The 22,257-nt window shown below is 64.5% G+C and carries 23 protein-coding genes; 5 read left to right on the plus strand and 18 right to left on the minus strand.

Annotated features, from left to right (window positions below; all coding sequences use genetic code 11):
- Positions 1–4: 4 nt before the first annotated feature.
- From CAL22_RS00600 to CAL22_RS00620, 5 genes are all read right to left on the minus strand, one after another.
- Positions 5–814, minus strand: a complete 810-nt coding sequence (locus CAL22_RS00600; RefSeq protein ID WP_094809477.1) for a carbohydrate ABC transporter permease — start codon at positions 812–814, stop codon at positions 5–7.
- On the minus strand, positions 811–1,686 hold the full coding sequence (locus CAL22_RS00605; protein ID WP_094809479.1) for a carbohydrate ABC transporter permease: 876 nt from the start codon (positions 1,684–1,686) through the stop codon (positions 811–813). The genes CAL22_RS00600 and CAL22_RS00605 overlap by 4 nt, the downstream gene beginning before the upstream one ends.
- A gap of 13 nt (positions 1,687–1,699) precedes the next feature.
- A complete protein-coding gene (locus CAL22_RS00610) occupies positions 1,700–2,995 on the minus strand; it encodes an ABC transporter substrate-binding protein (protein WP_094809481.1) in 1,296 nt (431 codons plus the stop codon).
- Between the two features lie 64 nt (positions 2,996–3,059).
- Complete coding sequence (locus tag CAL22_RS00615; protein WP_094809483.1) at positions 3,060–4,100, minus strand: ABC transporter ATP-binding protein; 1,041 nt, start codon at positions 4,098–4,100, stop codon at positions 3,060–3,062.
- A gap of 175 nt (positions 4,101–4,275) precedes the next feature.
- Complete coding sequence (locus CAL22_RS00620; RefSeq protein ID WP_143276933.1) at positions 4,276–5,073, minus strand: phosphodiesterase; 798 nt, start codon at positions 5,071–5,073, stop codon at positions 4,276–4,278.
- A gap of 302 nt (positions 5,074–5,375) precedes the next feature.
- Here CAL22_RS00620 and CAL22_RS00625 point away from each other — a divergent pair, with 302 nt between their 5' ends.
- Positions 5,376–6,665 carry an amidase gene (locus CAL22_RS00625; protein WP_094809485.1) on the plus strand — a complete coding sequence of 430 codons (1,290 nt, stop codon included), beginning with the start codon at positions 5,376–5,378 and terminating at the stop codon, positions 6,663–6,665.
- A gap of 69 nt (positions 6,666–6,734) precedes the next feature.
- Here the strand turns inward: CAL22_RS00625 and leuA are convergent, their stop codons facing one another.
- Entirely contained in the window at positions 6,735–8,444 is a 1,710-nt protein-coding gene (gene leuA, locus CAL22_RS00630) for a 2-isopropylmalate synthase (RefSeq protein ID WP_094809487.1), read from the minus strand.
- A gap of 376 nt (positions 8,445–8,820) precedes the next feature.
- The gene (locus CAL22_RS00635) at positions 8,821–9,552 is read right to left on the minus strand and encodes a hypothetical protein (protein WP_094809489.1); all 732 of its coding nucleotides are present in this window, start codon (positions 9,550–9,552) and stop codon (positions 8,821–8,823) included.
- On the opposite strand from CAL22_RS00635, the gene rpoN reads away from it, so the two are divergent.
- The 4 genes from rpoN (at position 9,551) to bfr (ending at position 13,239) form a co-directional block, all read left to right on the plus strand.
- Positions 9,551–10,984 (plus strand): RNA polymerase factor sigma-54, encoded by a 1,434-nt coding sequence (rpoN, locus tag CAL22_RS00640; RefSeq protein ID WP_094809491.1) that lies wholly within the window; start codon positions 9,551–9,553, stop codon positions 10,982–10,984. The two genes, CAL22_RS00635 and rpoN, sit on opposite strands and share 2 nt — an antisense overlap.
- Before the next feature lie 121 nt (positions 10,985–11,105).
- Positions 11,106–11,402, plus strand: a complete 297-nt coding sequence (locus tag CAL22_RS00645; RefSeq protein ID WP_094809493.1) for a (2Fe-2S)-binding protein — start codon at positions 11,106–11,108, stop codon at positions 11,400–11,402.
- 135 nt (positions 11,403–11,537) lie between these two features.
- Positions 11,538–12,449 carry a DMT family transporter gene (locus CAL22_RS00650; RefSeq protein WP_094809495.1) on the plus strand — a complete coding sequence of 304 codons (912 nt, stop codon included), beginning with the start codon at positions 11,538–11,540 and terminating at the stop codon, positions 12,447–12,449.
- Between the two features lie 313 nt (positions 12,450–12,762).
- The gene (bfr, locus tag CAL22_RS00655) at positions 12,763–13,239 is read left to right on the plus strand and encodes a bacterioferritin (RefSeq protein WP_005017484.1); all 477 of its coding nucleotides are present in this window, start codon (positions 12,763–12,765) and stop codon (positions 13,237–13,239) included.
- 52 nt (positions 13,240–13,291) lie between these two features.
- On the opposite strand, the gene CAL22_RS00660 is transcribed toward bfr, so the two are convergent.
- The 11 genes from CAL22_RS00660 to CAL22_RS00710 form a co-directional block, all read right to left on the minus strand.
- On the minus strand, positions 13,292–14,188 hold the full coding sequence (locus tag CAL22_RS00660; RefSeq protein WP_094809497.1) for a SphA family protein: 897 nt from the start codon (positions 14,186–14,188) through the stop codon (positions 13,292–13,294).
- Between the two features lie 167 nt (positions 14,189–14,355).
- Positions 14,356–15,798 carry an NADP-dependent succinate-semialdehyde dehydrogenase gene (gene gabD / locus CAL22_RS00665; protein ID WP_094809499.1) on the minus strand — a complete coding sequence of 481 codons (1,443 nt, stop codon included), beginning with the start codon at positions 15,796–15,798 and terminating at the stop codon, positions 14,356–14,358.
- Positions 15,799–16,007: 209 nt separating this feature from the next.
- On the minus strand, positions 16,008–16,298 hold the full coding sequence (locus tag CAL22_RS00670; protein WP_094809501.1) for a putative quinol monooxygenase: 291 nt from the start codon (positions 16,296–16,298) through the stop codon (positions 16,008–16,010).
- Positions 16,299–16,370: 72 nt separating this feature from the next.
- Complete coding sequence (locus CAL22_RS00675; RefSeq protein ID WP_094809503.1) at positions 16,371–16,757, minus strand: nuclear transport factor 2 family protein; 387 nt, start codon at positions 16,755–16,757, stop codon at positions 16,371–16,373.
- A gap of 12 nt (positions 16,758–16,769) precedes the next feature.
- The gene (locus CAL22_RS00680) at positions 16,770–17,516 is read right to left on the minus strand and encodes an iron-sulfur cluster assembly protein (protein WP_094809505.1); all 747 of its coding nucleotides are present in this window, start codon (positions 17,514–17,516) and stop codon (positions 16,770–16,772) included.
- On the minus strand, positions 17,513–18,757 hold the full coding sequence (locus CAL22_RS00685; protein WP_094809507.1) for an NAD(P)/FAD-dependent oxidoreductase: 1,245 nt from the start codon (positions 18,755–18,757) through the stop codon (positions 17,513–17,515). Before CAL22_RS00685 ends, CAL22_RS00680 begins: the two co-directional genes overlap by 4 nt.
- Positions 18,754–19,083, minus strand: a complete 330-nt coding sequence (locus CAL22_RS00690) for a Rieske (2Fe-2S) protein (protein ID WP_094809509.1) — start codon at positions 19,081–19,083, stop codon at positions 18,754–18,756. The genes CAL22_RS00685 and CAL22_RS00690 overlap by 4 nt, the downstream gene beginning before the upstream one ends.
- A 6-nt stretch (positions 19,084–19,089) precedes the next feature.
- The gene (locus CAL22_RS00695; RefSeq protein ID WP_094809511.1) at positions 19,090–20,124 is read right to left on the minus strand and encodes a toluene hydroxylase; all 1,035 of its coding nucleotides are present in this window, start codon (positions 20,122–20,124) and stop codon (positions 19,090–19,092) included.
- On the minus strand, positions 20,121–20,441 hold the full coding sequence (locus tag CAL22_RS00700) for an MmoB/DmpM family protein (RefSeq protein WP_094809513.1): 321 nt from the start codon (positions 20,439–20,441) through the stop codon (positions 20,121–20,123). The genes CAL22_RS00695 and CAL22_RS00700 overlap by 4 nt, the downstream gene beginning before the upstream one ends.
- Positions 20,438–20,725 carry a toluene-4-monooxygenase system B family protein gene (locus tag CAL22_RS00705; protein WP_094809515.1) on the minus strand — a complete coding sequence of 96 codons (288 nt, stop codon included), beginning with the start codon at positions 20,723–20,725 and terminating at the stop codon, positions 20,438–20,440. Before CAL22_RS00705 ends, CAL22_RS00700 begins: the two co-directional genes overlap by 4 nt.
- A gap of 5 nt (positions 20,726–20,730) precedes the next feature.
- On the minus strand, positions 20,731–22,251 hold the full coding sequence (locus CAL22_RS00710) for a toluene monooxygenase (protein WP_094809517.1): 1,521 nt from the start codon (positions 22,249–22,251) through the stop codon (positions 20,731–20,733).
- Positions 22,252–22,257 lie beyond the last annotated feature (6 nt).

A 22,257-nucleotide genomic window follows, 5' to 3' on the forward strand; every position in this document is an offset into this window, starting at 1 on the left:
GGCCTCAGCGTATGCCCGCGCGCATGAAAGACTGCACGAACTGCCGCTGAAACAGCAGAAAGGCCAGCAACAGCGGCGCGGCCGACATCAGGGTCGCGGCCGTGATCACGGACCAGTCGATGCCCTGGTCGGTGGACGAGAACACCTGCAGGCCCACCGTCAGCGGCCGGGCCTGCACGGAGTTGGTGATGATCAGCGGCCACAGAAAGTTGTTCCAGTGATGGCTCACCGACACGAGTCCATAGGCGATGTAGATGGGCTTGGCCAGTGGAACATAGACCTTGAGCAGAATCTGCATGGGTGACGCGCCTTCGACGCGCGCGGCCTCTTCGAGCTCGCGCGGCACCGTCTTGAAGGTCTGGCGCAATAGAAAAATACCAAACGCCGAAGCGAAGTAAGGCAGCCCCACCGCGAACACGGTATCGCGCACGCCGAGCGCGCTCATGCTGCGGTAGTTTTCCACCAGCAAGACGTCGGGCATGATCATCAACTGCAGCAGCACCAGCAGGAACACGGCGTCCCGGCCGCGGAACTGCAGCCGGGCGAAGGCATAGCCTGCCAGGGTGGACAGCACGAGCTGGGCGGCCAGCACCATGGTCACCAACAGGAAGGTGTTCAGAAAATAGCGCGGAAACGGCGCGGCGTGCCAGGCGCGCGCGAAATTCTCCAGCGTCAGCGGCGCATCCCATGCAAACCGCGTGGCGTAGGCCGGCGGATGAAAGGCCGCCCAGGCGGCATAGGCCAGCGGCAATATCCACAGCAGGCCGAGCAACCAGGCGGCCACGGTATCCAGCAGAGAGGGTCTGGCGTTCATTGATAGTGCGTCCTGCGATCCAGCCACCGGAACTTCACCAGCGCCGTCACGGCCAGCAGCACCAGGAGCACCACCGTCAAGGTGGCGGCATAGGCGGTGTCCCAGAAACTGAAGCCCACCTGGTAGATATAGAAAAGCAGCAGCGTGCTGGCGTTATCCGGGCCGCCTCGGGTCATGACCACGACATGGTCCACCAGACGGAAGGCATTGATGAGCGCATTGACCAGCACGAAGAGCGTGGTGGGCATCAGCAAGGGCCAGAGCACGCGCCGTAAGTACTGCCAGCGCGAGGCACCCTCGAGCATGGCGGCTTCACGCAGCGACGGCGAGACGGTCTGCAAGGCGGCCAGGTAAAAGATCATGAAAAAGCCGGATTCTTTCCACACGGTCACCAGCATCAGCGCCGGCAATGCGGTCTCGCGGCTGCCCAGCCAGTTCACGCCGGGCAGGCCGAAGGCCTGCAACACCTGAGCGATCAGGCCGTACTGCGGGGTGTAGAAAAACAGCCAGATGTTGGCCACGGCCACCATGGGCAGCACGGTCGGTGTGAAATAGGCCATGCGCAGCAAGCCCCGTCCTGCCCGGTGCTGGTTGACCCACAAGGCCATGGCCAGCGCGATGGCGATCGACGTGGGGATGGTACCCAGCGCGAACCACAGGTTGTTCCACAGGGATTGCCAGAACACCGGGTCCTCGCGCATGGCCGCGTAGTTCTCCAGGCCGACGAACTGCGCACCGCGCTTGCCTTTGGGGGTGGAGAAAAAACTGTGCCATACCGTCGCCAGCGCGGGGTAGTGCGTAAACGCGGCGAGCAGCGCGATGGCTGGCAGCAGAAGCAGCCAGCCATAGATCGCTTCGAGAGAGCGACGCATCGTGCCTGAACGCTTACCGGTAAGGCCGCAGAATGCGCTCGGCCTCGCGTTGCGCATCGCCCAGCGCCTGCCTGGGCGGCTTGGCGCCGGTGAGCGCGGATTGCAAGGCATCATTGAGCACCTTGGTCACACGCTGGTTGTCGTGGGTCGAGAACTCGGCCACGCTGACGTCGAGCTGGTCGCGCGCCACGGCCGCGGCGGGGACTTCCTGCACGTACTTCTGCATTTTTTCGGTCTGCCAGGCGGCCGGCGTCACCGCCACGTAACCGGTGGCAATGCTCCAGTCGGCCGCGCGCTCGGGGGTGGTGGCCCACTGCGCGAACTTGAGCGCGGCTTGCTGCTGTTCGGCCGAGCCGCTCTTGAAGACGTAGAAGTTGCCGCCGCCCGTGGGGCTGCCGCCGCGTTTCTTCTTCGGCATCATGGCCACGCCGAACGGAAAATCGGCATTTTTGCGGATGTTGGTGAGGTTGCCTGTGGTGGTCCAGATGATGGCGGCTTTCTTCTCGAGAAAATCCTTGGGCGTGGTGCCCCAATCAATGGTGCCCTTGGGCATGACGCCGTGCTTGGCCGACAGGTCATGCCAGAACTCGGCCGCCTCGATGGCGCCGGGTTGATCCAGATAGACCTGATTGCCCGCCTCGTTCATGAGAATGGCATCGTTGGGCGTGGTCAGCGCCTGGAACAGCCAGTAAGCGAAGGCGCCGCCCGAAGGGATCTCCAGCCCCCATTGCGTCACATTGCCCGAGGCGTCCTTGCGCGTGAGCTTCTTGGCGGTATCGACCAGCTCGGACCAGGTGGCAGGCGGATGCTCGGGATCCAGACCGGCCTGTTTGAACAAGTCCTTGTTGTAGTACATGACGATGGTCGAGCGCTGGAAAGGGATGCCCCAGACATGGCCGCCGCTGCGGCTGTTCTGCATGAAGGCATCGTAGAAGCCGCCCAGCCATTTCTTATCCGCATCGGTTTGCGCCAGCGTATCGATGGGCACGATGGCGTCTTCATCGATCAGCGTGAACATATCGGTCGACAGCAGGACGGCAAGCTGCGGCGGCGTGCCTGCCTTGAACGCCGTCAGCGCTTTGGCGATGGAGTCCTGGTAAGAGCCGGCGTAGATCGGCTTGATGTGGATGTCGGGATGCGCTTGCTGGAAATCCGCGACCATGCCGTCGACGATCTTCGTGATCGGCCCGCCTACCGCCACGGGATAGTAGAACTCGACTTCCACGGGTTTCTTTTGCGCCAGAGCAGGTGCGCTCAGCAAGGCTGCGGTCAGGCCGGCAGCCAGAGTGTTCAAGGCGAAACGTCGCATTGTTCGCAGTCCTAATCAAAGTAAGGGGCATGCACCATGCCCGTTGCGGCCAGCCCGGCCAGGTTCATATCGCGTGGCCGTCCACGCCGAAAAAATGCTGATGCGCCGCGGCCCAACGCAGGCCGACCGGGCTGCCCGCCGCTGCGTGCAGATGACCGGCCACGCGCACGGCGATCCCGCGGCAGTTGCCCACGCGGCAGAGGGCGATCGAATCGGCGCCGAAATACTCGATGCTTTCCAGCGTGGCGGGCATGCCATCGGCCTCGAGGCGCAGGTGTTCGGGCCGCAACCCAAGCGTGCGGGCCGCCGAGGGCGCGCCGCCGATGGCCGGGCCATGCGTGCCGGCCAGCACGCGTTGACCGTGCAGCGTATCCAGGGGCAGCAGATTCATGGGCGGCGTGCCGATGAAGCGCGCGGCGAACTCCGTGGCCGGCCGGGCATACAAGCCATCCGGACTGGCGAGCTGTTCTATCCGCCCGCCGCGCAGCAGCACGACCTGATCCGCCATGCTCATGGCCTCGGTCTGATCGTGCGTGACATAGACCATGGTGATCTTCAGCGCTTGTTGCAGGGCGCGGATCTCGCGGCGCATCTCCTGCCGTAGCTGAGCATCCAGATTGGACAGCGGCTCGTCCATGAGGCAGACCGGCGCCTCGGAGATGACGGCGCGCCCCAGCGCGACCCGCTGCTGTTGGCCGCCGGACAATTGCGCGGGCTTGCGGTCCAGCAAGGCCGACAGCCCGAGCAGCCCTGCCACGCGGGACAGGCGGCGCTCGAAATCCCGCGCCGGTTCTTTGCGCACGCGCAGCCCGAACAGAATGTTCTCCCGCACCGAGAGATGCGGAAACAAGGCATACGACTGAAACACCATGGACAGGCGCCGCTGCGACGGCGGCAGCTTCGTGACGTCCTGCCCGCCGATGAGGATGCGGCCGGAGGTGGGCGCATCCAGTCCGGCGATCATGCGCAGCGTGGTGGACTTACCGCAGCCGGAGGGGCCCAGCAGCACGGTGAAACTGCCGGCGGCGGCTTCGAATTCCACGTCCTGAACCGCGACGGCATCGGCGTACTGCTTGGTGAGGCTTTCCAGAACGAGCGTTGACATATCGTTGTGTCGTGACGGCGCGTTGACCGCCCTGCTACCGCTGCGCCGTGCCCGCCGCCCGGCCCCGCGTCGGCCGGACGTGACGGCCGCGCATGGGCAGGCTGGAGGGTTGGCGCCAATGAATTCCCGTCATCTTGCGCTGCGAAGATGACGGGCTTGTTTCAGGCGGCCGGGCTCATGCAAACGGATACGGGCCGGGGTAGTCGCCGATATAGGCGTGATGGGTCAGCAGTTGGCCTTCGTGCCAATGGTGCAGATGAAAGGCCGGCGGTTCCAGATTGAAGGCCGCCATGCCCCGGGGCCGTAAATCCAGGGCGATCTGATGCGCGGGTGAGGGGCAGGTCGAGACCACGGTGCCGCCGAAACGCCGGAAGATGCTGCGATGCAAATGTCCGCAGAGGATGCGTTCGATATGGGCATGGCGTGCGACCAAGGCTTCGAACGCCGCGCCGCCTTCGAGCAGGCCGATGTCGTCCATATGCGCGATGCTGGTCTTGAACGGCGGATGATGCATGGCGATCAGCGTCGGGCGTTGCGGGGCTTCGGCCAGGCGCGCCTGCAGCCAGTCAAGGCGCCGGGCGCAGAGCGCGCCGTGACTGTGCAGGGGCACGACGGTATCCAGCATGATCAGGCGCAAGGGCAGATGCTCGACCGTGTAGTGCGCGAACGCCGTGTCCTCATGCAGATAGTCGTGCTCGGGGAAGCTGGCCCGCAGTTGCGCACGCGCGTCATGGTTGCCCGGCATCAGGTAGTACGGCATGCGCAAGGCGGACAGCAAAGCACGCAGATAGTCGTACTCGTCTGCTCGTCCGAAGTCCGTGAGGTCGCCGGAAATGATGACCAGGTCCGGTGCGGGGTCCAACGCATTCAGGGTGCGGATCGCAGCGGGCAGATAGCTGCCGGTGTCGACCACGCCGTAGGCTTTTTGCCCCGGCATGCGGATATGCAGATCGGTGATTTGGGCGATGAGCATGGGCAGGATCGTCGGACGCCGCGATCCGCTCAGGCGGAGCGGCGGCCGATAGGAAACAGGGTTCAGGCCTGGGGGGCAGGCCTGGCGTCGAGCATGTTGCGGGCTGGGCGTGACAGGACGATGTCAACGCTGCGGTAGCGCCCCCTTGCATGCCGCGTCGTTGGGCGCACCAGCGGGAAAGCCCTAGGTCTTAGCGTCTTGAGATCTTTGCATATGGCCGTCGCTTGCTTCTACACTGCGGCTATTGATGCGCCAGATGCACGCGGCAAACAAGGCGCACGGTCGATATAGGGAATTGGGGAATGGCGAAAGCCTTGAATCAGCTTGGCGCGCTGGAGGCCGTCAAGCGCCTGCAACGCCGTGAACTCACGGCCGTGCAAATGGCACGCGCCTGCATGGCGCGCATCGAACAACGCGAGCCCACCGTCAAGGCCTGGGCTGCGCTGGATCCGGCGCAAGCGCTGGCGCAGGCGCAGGTACTGGACAGTGGCGCGGTGCGAGGCATTTTGCACGGCTTGCCGTTGGGCGTGAAAGACGTGCTGGACACCCAGGATCAGCCCACCCGGTACGGATCGGGCATCTATAGCGGTCACCAGCCGGCGTCCGACGCGGCGGTGGTGGCGCTGTGCCGCGAGGCCGGCGCCCTGGTGTTGGGCAAGACGGTCACGACCGAATTCGCCACCGATCAACCCGGTCCCACACGCAACCCGCGTAACACGGCTTATACGCCAGGCGGCTCGTCCAGCGGATCGGCCGCGGCCGTCGCCGACGAGATGGTGCCGCTGGCGCTGGGCACGCAGACGGCGGGTTCGCTCATCCGTCCGGCCGCTTACTGCGGCATCGTGGGTTTTAAGCCCACGTTCGGGCGTGTGCCGCGTGCCGGCATGAAAACGCTGAGCGAGAATCTGGACACCATCGGCAGCCTGGCGCGCAGCGTCGAGGATGTCGCCTTGCTGGCATCGGTCTTGATGGGCGACGCACGCTTGCGTGACTTGCCCGACGCGGAGCGTCCGCGAGTGGGCATGCTGCGCACGTTCCAGTGGCGGCATGCATTGCCCGAAACGCGCAACGCCTACGAAGAGGCTGCGCGTCAGCTCTCGCGCGCGGGCGCCCAGGTCGAAGAGGTGGCGCTGCCGGCCCAGGATTGCAGCCTCGTGCAGTTGCACGCCGATGTGATGGCCTTCGAGGCGGCGCAGGCACTGGCCTTTGAGCGCACGCGCTGCCGCGCACAGTTGGGCGGCCGGCTGCTCGCCATGCTGGATGCCGGTGCGGCCATCCGCGCCGAGGATCACGAAGAGCGCTTGTTGCGGGCCCGGCAATCGCGCGGGCGCGCCCTGCTCTGGTTTGACCGCTACGACGTGATTCTTGCTCCCAGCACGGCGGGCGAAGCGCCTTTTTTCGATCAGGGCATGGGAGATCCGCTGTTCTGCCGGGTTTGGTCGCTGTTTGGATTCCCGGCCGTGCACCTGCCTTTTGCTCAGGGGCCGCAAGGCCTGCCCGTGGGGCTGCAAGCCGTGGGGGCGCCGCATACCGACCACCGTTTGCTGGCCATGGCGCGCTGGATGCACGGCGTGCTGCAGCAGGCCGACTGATCCGGCCGGTGGCAAACAAAAAAGCCCAGTTCATCATGAACTGGGCTTTTTGTTGATACGCCGAAGGCCTCAGGTGGTGGCGGCTTCGACCTCAGCCTCGGCCGTACTGCCTTGCGATTGGATGTGGCGGTTGACGGCGGTCAGCACGGCGCGGAAGGAGGCCGTCACGATGTCGCGATCGATGCCCACTCCGAAGCCGGTCGGCGAATCGCCCACGCGGACTTCGACATAGCTGGCGGCGCGGGTGTCGGTGCCGGTGCCGATGGCGTGCTCGTGGTAGTCCATGATGCGCACGGGCACGTCCAGCGCGGCCACGAAGGCCGAGATGGCACCGTCGCCGTTGCCGCGCACGATGCGGCGCTCACCGTTGTATTCCAGCTCGGCTTCGATGGCGAATTGCTTGCCTTCGCCGGCGCTCGGGTTGCCGTCGATGCGATGGCGCACCAGCTTCCAGGGGCCGCTTTGTTCGAGATACTCGGCCGCGAAGATGGTGTAGACGTCTTCGCTGGTGACTTCGCTGCCGGTCTCATCGGTCACGCGCTGAATGGCGCGGCTGAACTCGATTTGCAGACGGCGCGGCAAGACCAGGCCGTGTTCCTGCTCGAGCAGGTAAGACACGCCGCCCTTGCCGGATTGGCTGTTGACGCGAATCACGGCATCGTAGCTGCGGCCCAGGTCGGCCGGGTCGATGGGCAGGTAAGGAACCTCCCACACGGCATCGGGTTGCTGCTGGGCCAGGCCCTTCTTGATGGCATCCTGGTGCGAGCCCGAGAAGGCGGTGAACACCAGGTCGCCGGCATAAGGATGGCGCGGATGCACCGGCAACTGGTTGCAGTACTCGGCGCAACGGCGCACTTCGTCGATGTCGGAGAAGTCCAGGCCGGGATGCACGCCTTGCGTGTAGAGATTGAGCGCCAGCGTGACCAGGTCGACGTTGCCGGTGCGCTCGCCGCTGCCGAACAGGCAGCCTTCGATGCGGTCGGCGCCGGCCATCACGGCGAATTCGGCCGCCGCCACGGCGGTGCCGCGGTCATTGTGCGGGTGCACGCTGAGGATGATGCTGTCGCGGCGCGCCAGATTCTTGTGCATCCACTCGATCTGATCGGCATACAGATTGGGCGTGGTGGCTTCGATGGTGGCCGGCAAATTGAGCACCATCTTGCGCTCGGGCGTGGCGTCCCAGGCCTCGGCCACGGCATTGGCGACCTCGAGCGCGAACTCGGGCTCGGTCGTGCTGAAGACTTCGGGCGAATACTCGTAGCGCCATTGCGTTTGCGGATACAGCGCCATCGCCGCCTTGATCTGGCGCGTGCCCGTCAGCGCGATGTTCTTGATCTCGTCCTTGCTCATGGCGAAGACGATTTTGCGGAAGGCCGGCGCGCAGGCGTTGTAGAGGTGGATCATGGCTTGCTTGGCACCGGCGGCGGCTTCGGCCGTGCGCTTGATCAGATCCTCACGGGCCTGCGTGAGCACGATGATGGTCACATCATCGGGGATGCGCTTTTCATCGATGAGTTTGCGCACGAAGTCGAAATCGGTCTGCGACGCCGAGGGAAAGCCGACTTCGATCTCCTTGAAGCCGATCTTCACCAGCTGTTCGAAGAAACGCATCTTGCGCTCCACGCTCATGGGCTCGATCAGGGACTGATTACCATCACGCAGGTCCGTGCTCATCCAGATCGGGGCGTGGGTGATCCGGCGGCTGGGCCACGTACGCTCGGAGAAATCACGGGCGAAGGGCTGGAACGGCACGTACTTGGTGGCGGGGTTGGCGAGCATCGGTGCACCTCAATCGGTTTTTGCTTGAATCCCGGCAATGGGTGGGCGCGGCAAACCAGGATGGCGGTTTTATGCCTGCGTCGGCCAGGGTGGCGGCCGGATTCAATGGTTAAAACGGGGAAAAGACGTGTGGCTAACGTGTGGGTGCCGAGCTACCACGGGGCACTAGGCCCGGCAACCGATCGGTAGGTGTAGCGATAGCGCTAGGGCGGCGACGCCGCCCAGGAGGGAGGAGGCAAGCAGAGACGCAGCCGCGACCGACGCCGGGGCGCTGGCGCGTCCGGAGGCGGAAAATTGGGCGTTGCGTTCGATAGCCATAGGCGTAAGTCAAACACATTTTGGCGCAGCGCGCAAATCGCGCCGCGCCTGCTGGCGGTCAGCGGTCCGGCCCCAGACTGGGTTCGCGGGGGCCCTCATCCTGGCGCCAGGGCGAGCGGCCCGGTTCGCGGGGGGCGCTGGCGCGCGGCGCTTCGATGATGGGCTCGGCGGGCTCGCGCACGGCCATCCGGCCGGTGTCGCGCGGGGATTCGCGGTCGGCTGCGCGGGCCGTTTCGGGCACGGGCGCGCGCGGTGCGTGAGCCGGCTGGTCCAGGATGGCGGCTTGTTCGCGCACCAGGGCGATCTTGCCGATGCGGTTGCGGCGCAGCTCCTGGTGGCTGCGTTGCAAATCGCCCACGGTGAAGGGTTCTTCGCGATAGCCCCAGACCCAGCGCAGCACATCCACGACCTCTTCGCTCAAGCGGGCGCGCAGTTGCGCCAGGACGTCACGCGGGACCACGTGGGCGCGGCCGGCGGCCAGGCTGGCATAGAGCCAGCTGCGCGCGCTGAAGAACACGATCAGTGTCCAGATGAGCACCACGCCCCACCAGAAATAGGGGTTGATGCGGGTGAGCATGTCCACGGTCTGCTGGCCCATGCTGTGCAGGCCGTCGAAGGCCAGGGTTTTCCCGAAGCCAAGCAGCCAGGAGCTGGCGAGCAGCCAGATGATGGCAATGACGGCCAGCACAATCGCCCTCAGAACCAGGCGCGGAAACGCCAGTTTGAGCAGCGTTTGGCCTATCAGCCGGCCATCTTGGCGAATGCGTTCGGGCGAAGTGGGATTCATCATGCAAAATATTGTACCTATGACTCGTCCCGCCTTAGAACTCCGGCCTGGTCAGCATTTGACCCTGACCCCGCAACTGCAACAGTCCATCCGGCTGCTGCAGCTGTCTTCGCTGGAGCTGGAGGCAGAAATCTCCCAAGCCCTGGCTGAAAATCCGTTGCTGGAACGCGACGAAACGCCCGCCGATCAGGTCGACAGCGATCCGCAGCGCGAGGCCAGCGTCGAAACCGCCGAGGCGCCGGACACCGAGTTGCGGTTTGACGAAATGCCCGGAGCGGGCGGCGTCTATCCGGACGAGGACAGCGATTCGCCCGCCCGCAGCGATACCTTGCGCGAACATCTGCTGCAGCAACTGGCCCTGACGCGCGCCGGGCGGCGCGATGCCGCGCTGGCCGCCCTGCTCATCGATGAACTGGACGACAACGGCTATCTCGGCTCGCCGCTGGACGAAATCCTGCAATGGCTGCCGGCCGAGCTGGAGGTCGACGAAGATGAGCTGCGCGCGGCGTTGAGCCTGTTGCAGTCCTTCGATCCGCCGGGCATCGGCGCGCGCGATATGGGCGAGTGCCTGTTGCTCCAGTTGCGCCACCCCGACCTGGGTCGTCTGCCCGAGGCCGCCCAACCGGCGGTGCTGGCCTGCGCGCGGGCGCTCTGTGCCCAGCATCTGCCCCTGCTCGCCACCGGCAATCCGGCGCGCCTGCGCGAGCTGCTGCGGGTCGATGAGGCCACGCTGCGCGCGGCGCGGGCGCTCATCGTGCGGCTCGAACCCAGGCCAGGGCGGGCCTGGACGGTGCCGGCCGCCGATTACGCCGTGCCCGATGTGCTGGTGCGCAGAACGCGCCAGGGCTGGCAGGCCGTGCTCAACAGTGCGGTCATGCCGCGCCTGCAGGTCAACGGTCTGTATGCGCAGATGCTGGCCAATCAGCGCGAGGCGGCCTACGCCGGCTTGAATGCCCAGCTCCAGCAGGCGCGCTGGATGATCCGCAACGTCGAGCAGCGCTTCGACACCATCTTGCGCGTGGCGCAGGCCATCGTCGCCCATCAGGCCGAATTCTTCAGCCGCGGCCCGGCGGCCATGCGGCCGCTGATACTCAAAGACATCGCCGGCGAGCTCGGGCTGCACGAGTCGACGATTTCGCGGGCCACCACGCAAAAGTACATGCTCACGCCATTTGGCACGCTCGAACTCAAACGGTTTTTTGGCACGGGCGTGTCCACCGATAGCGGCGACTCGGCGTCGGCCACCGCCGTGCAGGAACACATCCGGCAGATGGTGGCCGAAGAAAACCGCGCCAAACCCCTGTCCGACAGCCAGATCATGGAGCGGCTGGCCAGCCAGGGCATCGTGATTGCCCGGCGGACCGTGGCCAAATATCGCGAGGCCTTGCGCATCGCGCCGGCCGCGGTACGCAAAGCCCAGGCCGCCGCCCGCTAAAGGGCGTTGGGGGAGCTTATCAGGGACGGATATAAGCTTATTCGTCCCTTTTTTCAACGGGTTACGCCCGGTGCACCACGCTAAAAAATGTCTTGCATCGGGCTTGCATGAGAATCGCTTATTGCCGATAATCATTCTCATGTACGTTTGCATCTGTAATGCCGTCACCGAACGCCAAGTCCGCGCCTGCGTGGATGCCGGCGCCAGTTCGCTGGGCGATTTGCAATTCGAGCTGGGGGTTGCCTCCTGCTGTGGTTGCTGCGCCGCCACGGCCAGCGAGTACCTCCCCGGCGGACGCGCTTCCAGCGTGTGCGACGTACGCTCCATCGCGGTGCCGGTCAACACGCCGGGCGCGATGATCGAGGCCGAACAGCCCGCGGCAAACGCTTTCCCCATTCCGCTGGTGGCCGCGGCCTGACAGGCCCACTCCCCCACAGATGAACGCCCGCCAGGGCGTTTTTTTATGCCCGGGGCGCCGAGGCCCCGCACCGCGTTTGTCAACCGGCCGGTCAGGGCGGAGAATGCCCTGCATCCTCCTCACCTACCCGCCGCCATGAAAACCTGTGCCGTTTCCTCCTCCGCGGCCGCCGCGCCAGAACGCACGGCCTGGGGGGCCATCGCACTTTTCTGTGTGCTGTGGAGTTCGGCCTTCGCGGCGGCCAAAATCGCCGTGCGCGACTGCCCGCCGCTGACCTTGCTGGCCATACGCTTTTGCATCGCCGGTGTGCTGATGATGGGGATGGCGGCCTTGACCGGAGGGCTGCGCATGCCGGCGCGGCGTGATCTGCTGGCGCTCATCGGCCTGGGGTTACTCAACAATGCGCTTTACCTGGGGTTGAGCTGGAGCGGGATGGCGACGCTGTCCTCGGCCTTCACGTCGGTGCTGATCAGCACCAATCCTCTGCTCATCGGCATGCTGGCCGGACCCGTGCTGGGCGAGCGGCTGGGCTGGCGCAAACTCGTGGGGCTCTTGCTCGGGCTGGGCGGGGTCGTGATCGTGCTGCGCTCCCGGCTCGCCGGCGCCGGCGCACACGAGGATGTCCACGGCACGCTCCTGGTATTGGGCGGCTTGATCGCATTGGTGGCGGGTACGCTGGCCTATAAAAAACTCAAGCCAGCGGCCAACCTCTGGATGGCTACCGGCGTGCAGGCGCTGGCGGCTGGCGTGGCGCTGTGGCCGTTTGCGCTGCACTACGAATCGTTGACGCAGGCACGGCTGACGCTCAGCCTGGTGCTGAGCATGGGCTACACCATCGTCGCCGTCTCCATGGGCAGCTATTACCTCTGGTTTTTGATTCTGGGGCGCAGCAGCGCCACCTCGGCCAGCGCCTTGCATTTTCTGATGCCGCCCTTGGGGCTGTTCTTCGGCTGGCTGATCTTGCGCGAACCCGTCTCGTGGCTCGATATGCTGGGCATCGTGCCCATTGCCTTTGGCATTTGGCTGGCCACGCGTCGCAACGTCTGAGGTTGTTGTTTATTTTCAGCGCGCCGGCCGCGGCCGAATCGCCGCGCGGCGCACACTTTTTTGCGGCCCAGGGCGGAGCAAATCCAGTCCGGACAGGCCGGATGGCGCGCCGCAGAGCGCATGAATACGTCGCTGGCACGTCATTGCATTAAATACAGAGAGTCATTCTCATTCTTTTGTCGCTTTCTTATTGCAGTCGCAAAGCGATTTACCAAATGCAGGCAAAGGCTAGGCGGGGCGCGGATGAGGGTGTTAGTCTGCCGGGGTTCCACGCTTAAGACAGCGGCCCCGCCAGATCAAGGAGTACATAAATATGAAGGGCGATAAAACGGTTATCCAGTTTCTGAACAAGCAACTGACCAACGAACTGACGGCCATCAACCAGTATTTTCTGCATGCACGCATGCTGAACCACTGGGGCCTGAACAAACTGGGCAAGCACGAGTACGAAGAGTCGATCGAAGAAATGAAGCACGCCGATCGCCTGATCGAACGCATCTTCATGCTCGACGGCCTGCCCAATCTGCAGGACCTGCACAAGCTGCTGATCGGCGAGGATGTGCCCGAATTGCTGGCCTGTGATCTGAAGGTCGAGCAGACCGCCCAGGCCACGCTGAAAGACGGCATTGCCTACTGTGAGTCCGTGCGCGACTATGTCTCGCGCGACCTGCTGCAAGGCATCCTGGACGACACCGAAGACCACATCGACTACCTCGAGACCCAGATCGGCCTGATCGATCAGGTGGGCCTGCAGAACTATCTGCAAAGCCAGATGGAAGTCGCCGGCTGATTCTGCCGCCGTAGATGAGCGCCCGCCACCGATGTGCCGGGCGCTCGTCGCATCAGAACGCCTTGACCAGCGTCAGACGTGCCAATGACCCTTTGGGCAGCGCCCCGCTGCCCGCCGTGGCGCTGACTTCTTTGTAGAAGGCGCCCTTGAGGACCAGGCCAGCGCTTGCGATCGGGTACACCAACTCGGCGCCGATCGCATGACGCGACGCTTTGTCGGAGGTGGCGCCGGAGCCGCGGTCATCGCGCATCTGCCATTGGCTATAGCCCACCAGGCCCGCGGAGACGGCGCCGAATGATTTGCCCAGACCCCACTCGAGCGTCATCTGATCGCCGGCCCGGTAGCCATCGCTGTTGCTGCGGTTGAGCTCATAGCGCATCAGGGCGGAGGCCGTGTACGTCTTGGCGGTGTCGAAGTAATAGGTCATACCGGCCGTGAGCATGGTGCTCTTGTAGCCCTTGCCGGGTGACGCCGGGTGGCTGGTGCTGCCATTGTCGAGCCACATGCCCGCGGCGGCGACGGCATCCCATTGCGTGCCGTGCCAACCCAGCAGCAGCGGGCCCAGATAAATATCGCCCACGCCGGAGCGCGAGTCGGAAATCCCGGCGGCGTTGACGGTCAGCGAGGTGCGGATGACGGGAACGATGGCTTCCATACCGTAATCGGCACCCAGGAATTTCTGGTTGGTCATCCATACGAAACGGTTGGCCAGTGCGGTCACCGTGCCGGTATTGTGGCCAGGCAGATTGCTGCTGCTGCCCGGTGCGCGGAAGTCCTCGATGTCGTAGTTCAAGAGATAGCCGACGTAGTACATCCCGGGCGGCGGGGCGCTGGCGGCCTGGATCCCCTCTACGCCGGGCACGTAATGGCCGTCGGCCTGCGCGTTGCTGATGGCCAGAGCGCTCGAGAGCGCCATGAGCGTGGCGGTGATACGAACATTCGCTTTCATGCTGGTGTCTCCTTCCTTGTGATCTATTGAGAACATCCGAACTGGATGCACGCCGGGATTCGGAGGCAAAAGGACCCCCCAGCGCCCGAAGCGTCGCTGTTTTGAAATCGATGGATGGCTCAGGCGGCGAGAGGCTTATCCCCGGGCGCCGAGCCGTTGAGAGCGGGCTAGAGGCCGAGGTTCACGTATTTGATTTCCGTGTACTCCTCGATGCCGTACTTCGAGCCTTCGCGTCCCAGCCCGGAAGCTTTGACGCCGCCGAAAGGCGCCACTTCGGTGGAGATCGCGCCGGCGTTGACGCCGACCATGCCGTACTCCAGCGCCTCCGAGAAACGAAAGATTCGCTTGATGTCCTGCGTGTAGAAATACGCGGCCAGCCCGTACTCGGTGTCGTTGGCGCGGGCCAGAACCTCGGCTTCTTCGTGAAACCGGAACAACGGGGCGAGAGGGCCGAAAGTCTCTTCCTTGGCAACGAGCGCCTCGGGGCAGACATCCACCAGAACCGTGGGCTCGAAGAAGGTGCCTCCCAGCGGATGGGGACGACCCCCAGTCAAAATGGTCGCCCCTTTTGCGACGGCGTCATCGATGTGGGCCTGGGTCTTGGCCATGGCCGCGGCATCGATGAGCGGCCCGAGCGCCACGCCGCTGTCCTGGCCGTTGCCCACGCGCAAGGCCTGAACGGCGGTCGCCAGCCTTTGGGCAAAGTCCTCGTAGACGCTGTCCTGCACATAGAACCGATTGGCGCAAACGCAGGTCTGCCCGTTGTTGCGGTACTTGGCGATCAGCGCGCCGGCGACGGCGGCGTCGAGGTCGGCGTCTTCGAAGACGATGAAGGGGGCGTTGCCGCCCAGCTCCAGCGAGAGTTTCTTGATGTCATGCGCACATTGCGCCATCAGCAGCCGGCCGACCTGCGTCGAACCGGTGAAGCTCAGCTTCCTCACGGTAGGGTTACTGGTCAGCTCGGTGCCGATCTCAACGGCGTGGCCGGTCACCACGTTGAACACGCCTGCCGGAATGCCGGCCTGTTCGGCCAGCGCAGCCAGAGCCAGGGCAGAGAAAGGCGTTTGCGGCGCGGGCTTGAGCACCACCGTGCAACCTGCGGCCAGCGCGGGCGCGACCTTGCGAGTGATCATGGCGCTGGGGAAGTTCCACGGGGTGATCGCGGCCGTCACGCCGACGGGTTGCTTGAACACCAGCAGTTTCTTGTCGGCCTGGGGAGCCGGGATCACGTCGCCGTACAGCCGCTTACCCTCTTCGGCGAACCACTCTACGTAGGCCGCGGCATACTCAATCTCGCCGCGCGCCTCGGCCAGGGGTTTGCCCTGTTCGAGCGTCATCAGGCGGGCCAAGGCTTCCTGATTCGAGAGGATCAGCTCGAACCAGCGACGCAGCGCGGCCGCGCGGGTCTTGGCCGGCAGCGCCCGCCACGTGTCCAGTGCTCTGTCCGCGGCGCCGATGGCCTGCCGGGTCTCGGCCGCGCCCATCAGCGGGACCGCGCCTATCCGCTCGCCGTTGGCGGGATTACGCACTTCCTGGACCCGTCCGTCCGTGGCATCGAGCCAGCGCCCATCGATGTAGGCTTGTTGTTTGAGTAGCGTGAGGTCGTTCATGGATAAGTCCTTTCGTACTGCGGTGCGCTAGCGGCCAATGCCGGCGGACGTTCGTCGATGCGCAGGTAAACCGCCTGGGTGCGGGCGCGACAAAGCCCGGCCCGCCAGACCGTGTATGACGTGAGTGTTGCGAATCAGGTGGGCGCCCGGTCAGGCCTGCTGCGTCGTGCAGGCAGGCCTGCCAGGCGGTGCTGCGCCCCCGCGGCGGGTCAGCCTACGGCCGTGAAGCGATCCAGGGAAAACGGACGCGCCAGAAGCGGCGCCGCGCGCTGGACGACGGCGGCGATATGGGGATCGGCCAAATGGCGGTCGAGCTCCTGGGGGCCGTGCCATTGTTCGATGAACAGCAGCTCCAGTTCGTTGCCCTCGCGGCTGACCAGATCACACTGGATACAGCCGGGATCGTTGCGAATCGGCTCCACGAGGCCGATCAGGAGGTCTCTGACCTCGTCGATCGACTCAGGACGCGAAGTAAAGGACGCGATGACATGAAGTGCCATGAAGAACTCCGTTAGCGAAGCAAAAAGACGATCTGCGTGCGCCACGGCCCGTCAAGGCCGCCGCGCGTGGGTTCAGGCCGAGGTGAGCGATTTGCGGTAGGAGTCCTTGCGCACGATCTTGTGATCCTGGAACTCCCACAGATCGCAGCCACGCACGCACAGCTTGCTGCCGTCGGCCTTGGTGCCGGTCAGCGCCCATTCGGAAATCGCCTTGTGTTCGAGGAACCAGTGCCCCTGCGGCTTGTAGTGGGCGTCGGGCAAGGCCGCAAAGCCGGCGGCGAAGCCTTCCCGGATGGCCGCCTTGCCCACGAACCGTTTGCCCCAAGGCTCGGGGCCGGCTGCCGCTTCCCAGATGCTGTCTTCGGCGAAGAACGCCATGATCGCGTCGAGATCATGGGTGTTGAACGCCGCCATGATGGCGTCCAGCGTGGCGATGGAAATGTGCTTTGAGTCAGTCATGACGGGGTCTCTCTAGAACTTGTTGAATCCGATGGCCGCGAGTTGTTCGCGTCCGGAGGGCGTGATGTCCGCGGGGCGCCAGCTCGGCTGCCACATCCAATCGACCGTGAATTCGGTATTGCGCTCGGCCAGGATCGTGCGCATCTGATCCGTCATGACCTTGGCCAGGGGGCAGGCCGGCGAGGTCAGTGTCATGGTGATGGTGGCGTGGCCGGCGTCATCGAGCCTGACCTGGCGCACGAAGCCGAGATCGACGATGTTCACGCCCAGATCGGGATCGAGGACGGTAAGCAGCGCCTGGCGAATCTCGCTCTCGGCGGCGGTCTCCGGCGCTGGCGTCCAGGACGGGGTGTCCGCGACGCCGGGCGCCGGCGAAGCGCTGTCGATGTCGATTTCCGGCGCCAGCCCGGGAGGCGCCAGCACCAGAGTGATGTCGCTGGTCGGGCTGCTGATCCAATCCGCCAGGCCGTGGGCTTTGCGCCGGATGCGAATAATGTGCTCGGCTTGAACGACCCGCGCGCGGTTGAGCACCAGCTGATCCGCTTCGACGCCGGCCTCTTCGGCTTGCGCCAGCGCGCGGTCCAGCATGCGCGCCAGCGGCTCGCAGGTCGGGCCCGGGCCAAAGCGCAGGCGCGTGCGCGCCTTGTCGGCGGGCGTGTTCATGACCCATTTCAGCGCCACCGCGGCTTCGGATTGCGCGAGCCTCAGTTGTGCCTCGCGCACCGTGATGGTTTCGATTGCCTCGGCGACGGTATTCATGCGTTGACCTCCCGGCGTTGCGGCCGCACCGGCCGGGGCAGCAGGCTTTTCAGATCAAAGGCCGGATCGGCAAGCTGCTCCTTGGTGACTTCGTGCGCGATGGCCATGATCTTGCGCGCCTGCATCAGGTCTTGGGGCCGGTTCAAGGAGATGATGGCCTTGATCCGCTTGCCCTCGAGCGAGAACACCGACAGCGACCGGTCGGCGGCGGATCCGCGGATCACTTCGACGCAATCCCCGACGGCTTGCCCATAGGCCTGCAGGCTATGTTCGTACTGCTGCGACCAGAAGAAATGCTCTTCCGTGAAGGGCTGCGGTTGATCCATCAGGTTGCGGGCGATATTGATGCCGTGGCGCATGGCCGTGTCGTGATGCTCGACGCGGAACATGCGGCCATATACCGGATGAAAGCGCGCCGCCACGTCGCCGATGGCATAGACGTCCGGCGCGCTCGTGCGCCCGTACTCATCGGTAAGAATGCCGCCGTCGACCTCTATGCCGGCCTGCTCGGCGAGTTCGACATTGGGAATCGAACCGATCGCCACGAGCACGTCATCGCAGACCACGACTTCCCCCCGGCCGGTGGTCAATTCGACGCCGGTGGGGGTTTCCTTGAGCTTGGCCACGATCTCGCCGGTGCGCATCTGCACGCCGTGCTCGCGGTGAATATCGATGACGGCGCGCCCGATCTCCTGGCAGACGGCACGGCCCAGCGGCAGTGCGCCCGGATCGAAGACGGTCACGCGCAAGCCTTTCTCGGCGGCGAAGGCGGCGACTTCGCAGCCCAGAAAGCCCGCGCCGAGCACCGCCAGGTGTTGGCCGGGGATGAGGCGATGACGCAGGCGTTCGGAGTCCTCCAGCGAACGCATGACGTGCACCCGCTCGCCGGAGAATCCGGGCAGGGTTTTCGCGCGCACGCCGGTGGCAATGATCAGCGCGTCATAAGTCAGCGATCGGCCATCGGACAACGCCACTTCGTGTGCTTCGACGTCGATGCGCGTGGCACGGGTCGACAGCAGCACGGTGACATCGTTCTGTGCGTACCAGTCCTGGGGGTTGATGCGGAACTGACTGCGGTCGAACTGGCCGGTCAGCCAGTCCTTGGACAGCGGCGGGCGCTCGTAAGGCAGATCCGGTTCGTCGCAGACGATGATGATTTCGCCTGCGAAACCGGCGCTGCGCAGTTCACGGGCAGCTGTCGCGGCGGCCACGCCGCCGCCAATGAAAACGAATCGTTTCATTCGACGCTCACTCGAATCGTCCCGTCGTCGTCGACCTGGCAGGGGTATTTGTGAAGCTGGCACGTGGACGGATTGATGCCCTTACCCGTCGTGACGTCGAACTGCCAGAGATGTTGCGCGCAGGTCAGCACACCCTCGCTGAGGTCGCCGTCGTGCAGCGGCCATTGCTGATGCGGGCAGCGGTCGTGATAGGCGTGGATGTCGCCATCGGCGTTGATGATCAGGACCTTCTTCCCGTTCACCTCGACGCCCGTCATCTCTCCTTCCCAAATATCGTCAATGTGGGAAACCTCTTGCCATTGCGGCTGGGTCGATGTTTCGCTCATGGCTGTTTACTCCGGTTTGCTGGCGAAGAACTCGGCGTGCAGCTTCTCGCGGGCCGCGCGTGCCGTGGCCACGACGTCATCGGCGGATTTGCCCAGCAGCGGAGCCAGCCCCGCGGCGGCGCGATCGGCGATCACGGACCACTTCTGGGTCCATTTCTGCAGCGGCTTGATGTTCGTCTCGCGTTTGGAGATGGCGTAGCGCGCCAAGGCGCTGCTCCAACGGTTGCGGCGGGCGCTGTCCTCGGCGAGCAGCTTGGCGACCAGCCAGTCCTGCTCGTCGCCGTTGTTGCGGCTGACTTCGCCCAGTTGATGCAGCAGCACGTTGTCCAGGGTCGGCGCCAGCACGAGGTTCAAGGCGGTGAGCGCCTCGCCCCAGTCGTAGGTAATGAGCGCGCGCTCCATGGCTTCACGGGTGGGTTGCCATGCCGGATGCTTTTCCCAGAGTTCGCGCTCTTTCACCCCGATGCCGGATTCCGGATGCGCGATCTGCAGCGCGCGGGTGCGATAGGCGATGGTGGTCACCCGACGCAGAAAGTCGCCGCTGGCATAGCAGGCCGCATTGGTGATGTACGAGCTCGGGGCGATGTAGCCCAGATAGGCCTGGGCTTGCTGCAGCCCATGCACCAGGTATCGTTGCGGCGCCAAGGCATGCGCCAGCACGTCGACCTGCGCGCTGCTCAGGCGCTCATCCGAGCCGGAGTCGCCATATTGTTCGAGAACGCCGTCCAGTTTGGTCTGCTCGTTGGCCTGCAGATTGACGTAGGCGCGGTAATGGATCTGATCGGGGTCGCGAAAGCCATCCCAATCATCGGTCTGCAGGGGCGAGTGTTCCCGGTACGTCATGAACCAGAGGTTGCCGGGCGAGGACGGGTTTTGTTCGAAGACATTGGCCCGGCCAGGCACGCGGCCCCGGGCGTTCCAGTTTTGCGCATGCGTGACGATTTCGTACTCGCTGGGCATGCGGCGGACGTTGCCAAACGCACTGAAGGTGCGCATTTTGCGTTGCTTGGGCGCGGCGCTGTCGTTGGACTGGGTGCTCATTGTTTGTCTCCTTCCTGGGCGATGTTGCCCGTGCGTCCCGACTGGCCGCTGTACCAGGTGATGGAATCGCTTTCCGTTGCCACTCGGCCCGAGAACGACGACAGCACCGCTTCGAGCGAGCGGATGCGGTAGTCGGAGCCGAGGTAGTTCTGTAATGAAGACTCGGTCAGTACGAGTCGGTCTTCGGCCTGCACGCGAAGATAGGCGCCTCGGTCGATGATCTCGATTTCGCGATCGGGGTTGTCATCTTCGATGGCAGCCACGATCTTGTCGGTTTCATCGCTGACGCGCAGCACCGGGCCTACGGGGTTCTTCATGCTGCGGCTCCTGCGGGAATCTCATACTCCACGGCGACGTGGTCGAGCGGTTTGATGTTGGCTTGAGCCACGGTCATGTGGCCGGGCAGTTTCTTGCCCTGATGGATCACGACCTTGGGATACGGCAGCGCGCGCACGCGCCGCCCTTCGGAGTGGTAGGCCACCGCGGCGGCCACTTCGTCCATGGTGTTGGCGGTGGTCACCGGTACCAGAATCGCGACAAAATCGGTCGAGAAGATGGCGTTCAGCGGAACGACTTCGGCTGCGGCTTGTTGATCGGACATGGTCGTCACGCTCCTCTGAGGATGAGGCCTTTCGCCTCGCGGCCGGCGTAGTCTTTCGCCCAGGCCTGGTAATCGATCTCTTCGCCCATGACATCAGGCGTGATGCCCATGTAGTCGAGAATGCCCTGTACGGTGGGCGGCTGGATGTCGCCGGACAGAAAGCGCGTGACCAGCGTCTTGTGGTTGACGTTGTCGCGGTCCTTCCACCAGATCTGACGGCAGCCGTTGGTGCAGAAATGCATCATCTTGCCGTTGTAGTTCAGGGAGTGGTCGCGGATGCGCCACTGGCCGTCGCGGGATTGCGTCGGGTTGCACATCGGCAGATGGCAGGTCTCGCACAGCCAGGGCAAGGTCTCGGGCAGCAGCGCCGGATTGACGTTGCCGGCATTGACGTTGTCGATGATGACATCCCATTTGTCGCCGTAGACCTTCTCCCAATTGGGGTACTTTTCGCGCAGCCATTCGCGTTCGTCCTTGGAGACCCCGGCGCGCGGGTTCCACCACAGCGTCGGGCGCCACCACCACAGGCCCATGTGCAGGCTGTGATGCCAGGTGTCCAGGCCGCGCATGAATTCATCCCAGAACCAGGGCTTCTTCAGCCCGTAGTCCTCGATCGTGCGGATGAACTGGTCGACGATCCACTCCTCCATGAATTCACGGAAGGATTGCTTGCGGTGTTCCAGCGGGGTGTAGTAGTCCATGACCGGGCCGGTCAGCGCGGCGAAGGCCCGCGCATTGGCCCAGAAGCCTTTGTCGATCACCCATTGCGCGCGTTGCGGATCGTGCTCGATCAGGATCTCCAGCGTGGCCACGCCCTGCTGCGAGTGGCGCGCCTCATCGGTCTGGATGGTGGAGATCATGTTGGCGAAGTTCACATCGCCGGCTTCGAGCGCGTCGGCCGCGAGCGCGACGAACTGCAGGTTGGTGAAGCCGGTTTCGAACGTCAGCGGCAACATCAGCGCGCAGTCCACGGCGTTGGACGTCGTCATGAATCCGTCGAACAGCGTGCGCAACGCCACCGGCACCCAGTCATTGGTGCTGTAGGTCTTCTGCGTCCAGTCGAACTGCGGATCCTTGGCGACCAGTTCATGCCCGAAGAAGGTGTTCAGGGCATTGTGGCGCAACTCATCGAGATGACCATAGATGGCCATATTGCGCCAGGCGCCGTTCAGGCCGAAGCGCGCCATCTTCAGTTCGGCCAGGGTGGCCGCGTACTCAACCTGGGCCACGCCGCCAAAGTGCTGCTTGGTGCCCGACTTCCAGCCTTCGTCGAGGTGATCGAAGGTCTTGGTGCGCTGCAACGCCGCCTTCACGCCGTAGGTCGCGGCTTCCTTTTCGCGCTGGGTATAGACGTACTCCGGATAGCTGACCTTGTAGCCCTCCTCCCATTTCAACCACGCTTCGCGCGGCACCTTGCCCGTGCCGGTGAGCCAGTCAGGATAGACGGCTTCGTCATCCACATAGGAAAGCGTCCAGTCCACGTCACGGACGAACCCCTGCCATTCTTCGCGTTTCAGCAATGTCATTTTTTG

Source organism: Bordetella genomosp. 12 (genome assembly GCF_002261355.1).
Lineage (GTDB): Bacteria > Pseudomonadota > Gammaproteobacteria > Burkholderiales > Burkholderiaceae_B > Bordetella.

What these genes read in the sequence shown, in the direction of transcription:
- CAL22_RS00600 (WP_094809477.1), bottom strand. Translation starts at nt 814, where the DNA reads ATGAACGCCAGACCCTCTCTGCTGGATACCGTGGCCGCCTGGTTGCTC.
- CAL22_RS00605 (WP_094809479.1), bottom strand. Translation starts at nt 1,686, where the DNA reads ATGCGTCGCTCTCTCGAAGCGATCTATGGCTGGCTGCTTCTGCTGCCA.
- CAL22_RS00610 (WP_094809481.1), bottom strand. Translation starts at nt 2,995, where the DNA reads ATGCGACGTTTCGCCTTGAACACTCTGGCTGCCGGCCTGACCGCAGCC.
- CAL22_RS00615 (WP_094809483.1), bottom strand. Translation starts at nt 4,100, where the DNA reads ATGTCAACGCTCGTTCTGGAAAGCCTCACCAAGCAGTACGCCGATGCC.
- CAL22_RS00620 (WP_143276933.1), bottom strand. Translation starts at nt 5,073, where the DNA reads ATGCTCATCGCCCAAATCACCGATCTGCATATCCGCATGCCGGGGCAA.
- CAL22_RS00625 (WP_094809485.1), top strand. Translation starts at nt 5,376, where the DNA reads ATGGCGAAAGCCTTGAATCAGCTTGGCGCGCTGGAGGCCGTCAAGCGC.
- leuA (WP_094809487.1), bottom strand. Translation starts at nt 8,444, where the DNA reads ATGCTCGCCAACCCCGCCACCAAGTACGTGCCGTTCCAGCCCTTCGCC.
- rpoN (WP_094809491.1), top strand. Translation starts at nt 9,551, where the DNA reads ATGCAAAATATTGTACCTATGACTCGTCCCGCCTTAGAACTCCGGCCT.
- CAL22_RS00635 (WP_094809489.1), bottom strand. Translation starts at nt 9,552, where the DNA reads ATGATGAATCCCACTTCGCCCGAACGCATTCGCCAAGATGGCCGGCTG.
- CAL22_RS00650 (WP_094809495.1), top strand. Translation starts at nt 11,538, where the DNA reads ATGAAAACCTGTGCCGTTTCCTCCTCCGCGGCCGCCGCGCCAGAACGC.
- bfr (WP_005017484.1), top strand. Translation starts at nt 12,763, where the DNA reads ATGAAGGGCGATAAAACGGTTATCCAGTTTCTGAACAAGCAACTGACC.
- CAL22_RS00660 (WP_094809497.1), bottom strand. Translation starts at nt 14,188, where the DNA reads ATGAAAGCGAATGTTCGTATCACCGCCACGCTCATGGCGCTCTCGAGC.
- gabD (WP_094809499.1), bottom strand. Translation starts at nt 15,798, where the DNA reads ATGAACGACCTCACGCTACTCAAACAACAAGCCTACATCGATGGGCGC.
- CAL22_RS00670 (WP_094809501.1), bottom strand. Translation starts at nt 16,298, where the DNA reads ATGGCACTTCATGTCATCGCGTCCTTTACTTCGCGTCCTGAGTCGATC.
- CAL22_RS00675 (WP_094809503.1), bottom strand. Translation starts at nt 16,757, where the DNA reads ATGACTGACTCAAAGCACATTTCCATCGCCACGCTGGACGCCATCATG.
- CAL22_RS00680 (WP_094809505.1), bottom strand. Translation starts at nt 17,516, where the DNA reads ATGAATACCGTCGCCGAGGCAATCGAAACCATCACGGTGCGCGAGGCA.
- CAL22_RS00685 (WP_094809507.1), bottom strand. Translation starts at nt 18,757, where the DNA reads ATGAAACGATTCGTTTTCATTGGCGGCGGCGTGGCCGCCGCGACAGCT.
- CAL22_RS00690 (WP_094809509.1), bottom strand. Translation starts at nt 19,083, where the DNA reads ATGAGCGAAACATCGACCCAGCCGCAATGGCAAGAGGTTTCCCACATT.
- CAL22_RS00695 (WP_094809511.1), bottom strand. Translation starts at nt 20,124, where the DNA reads ATGAGCACCCAGTCCAACGACAGCGCCGCGCCCAAGCAACGCAAAATG.
- CAL22_RS00700 (WP_094809513.1), bottom strand. Translation starts at nt 20,441, where the DNA reads ATGAAGAACCCCGTAGGCCCGGTGCTGCGCGTCAGCGATGAAACCGAC.
- CAL22_RS00705 (WP_094809515.1), bottom strand. Translation starts at nt 20,725, where the DNA reads ATGTCCGATCAACAAGCCGCAGCCGAAGTCGTTCCGCTGAACGCCATC.
- CAL22_RS00710 (WP_094809517.1), bottom strand. Translation starts at nt 22,251, where the DNA reads ATGACATTGCTGAAACGCGAAGAATGGCAGGGGTTCGTCCGTGACGTG.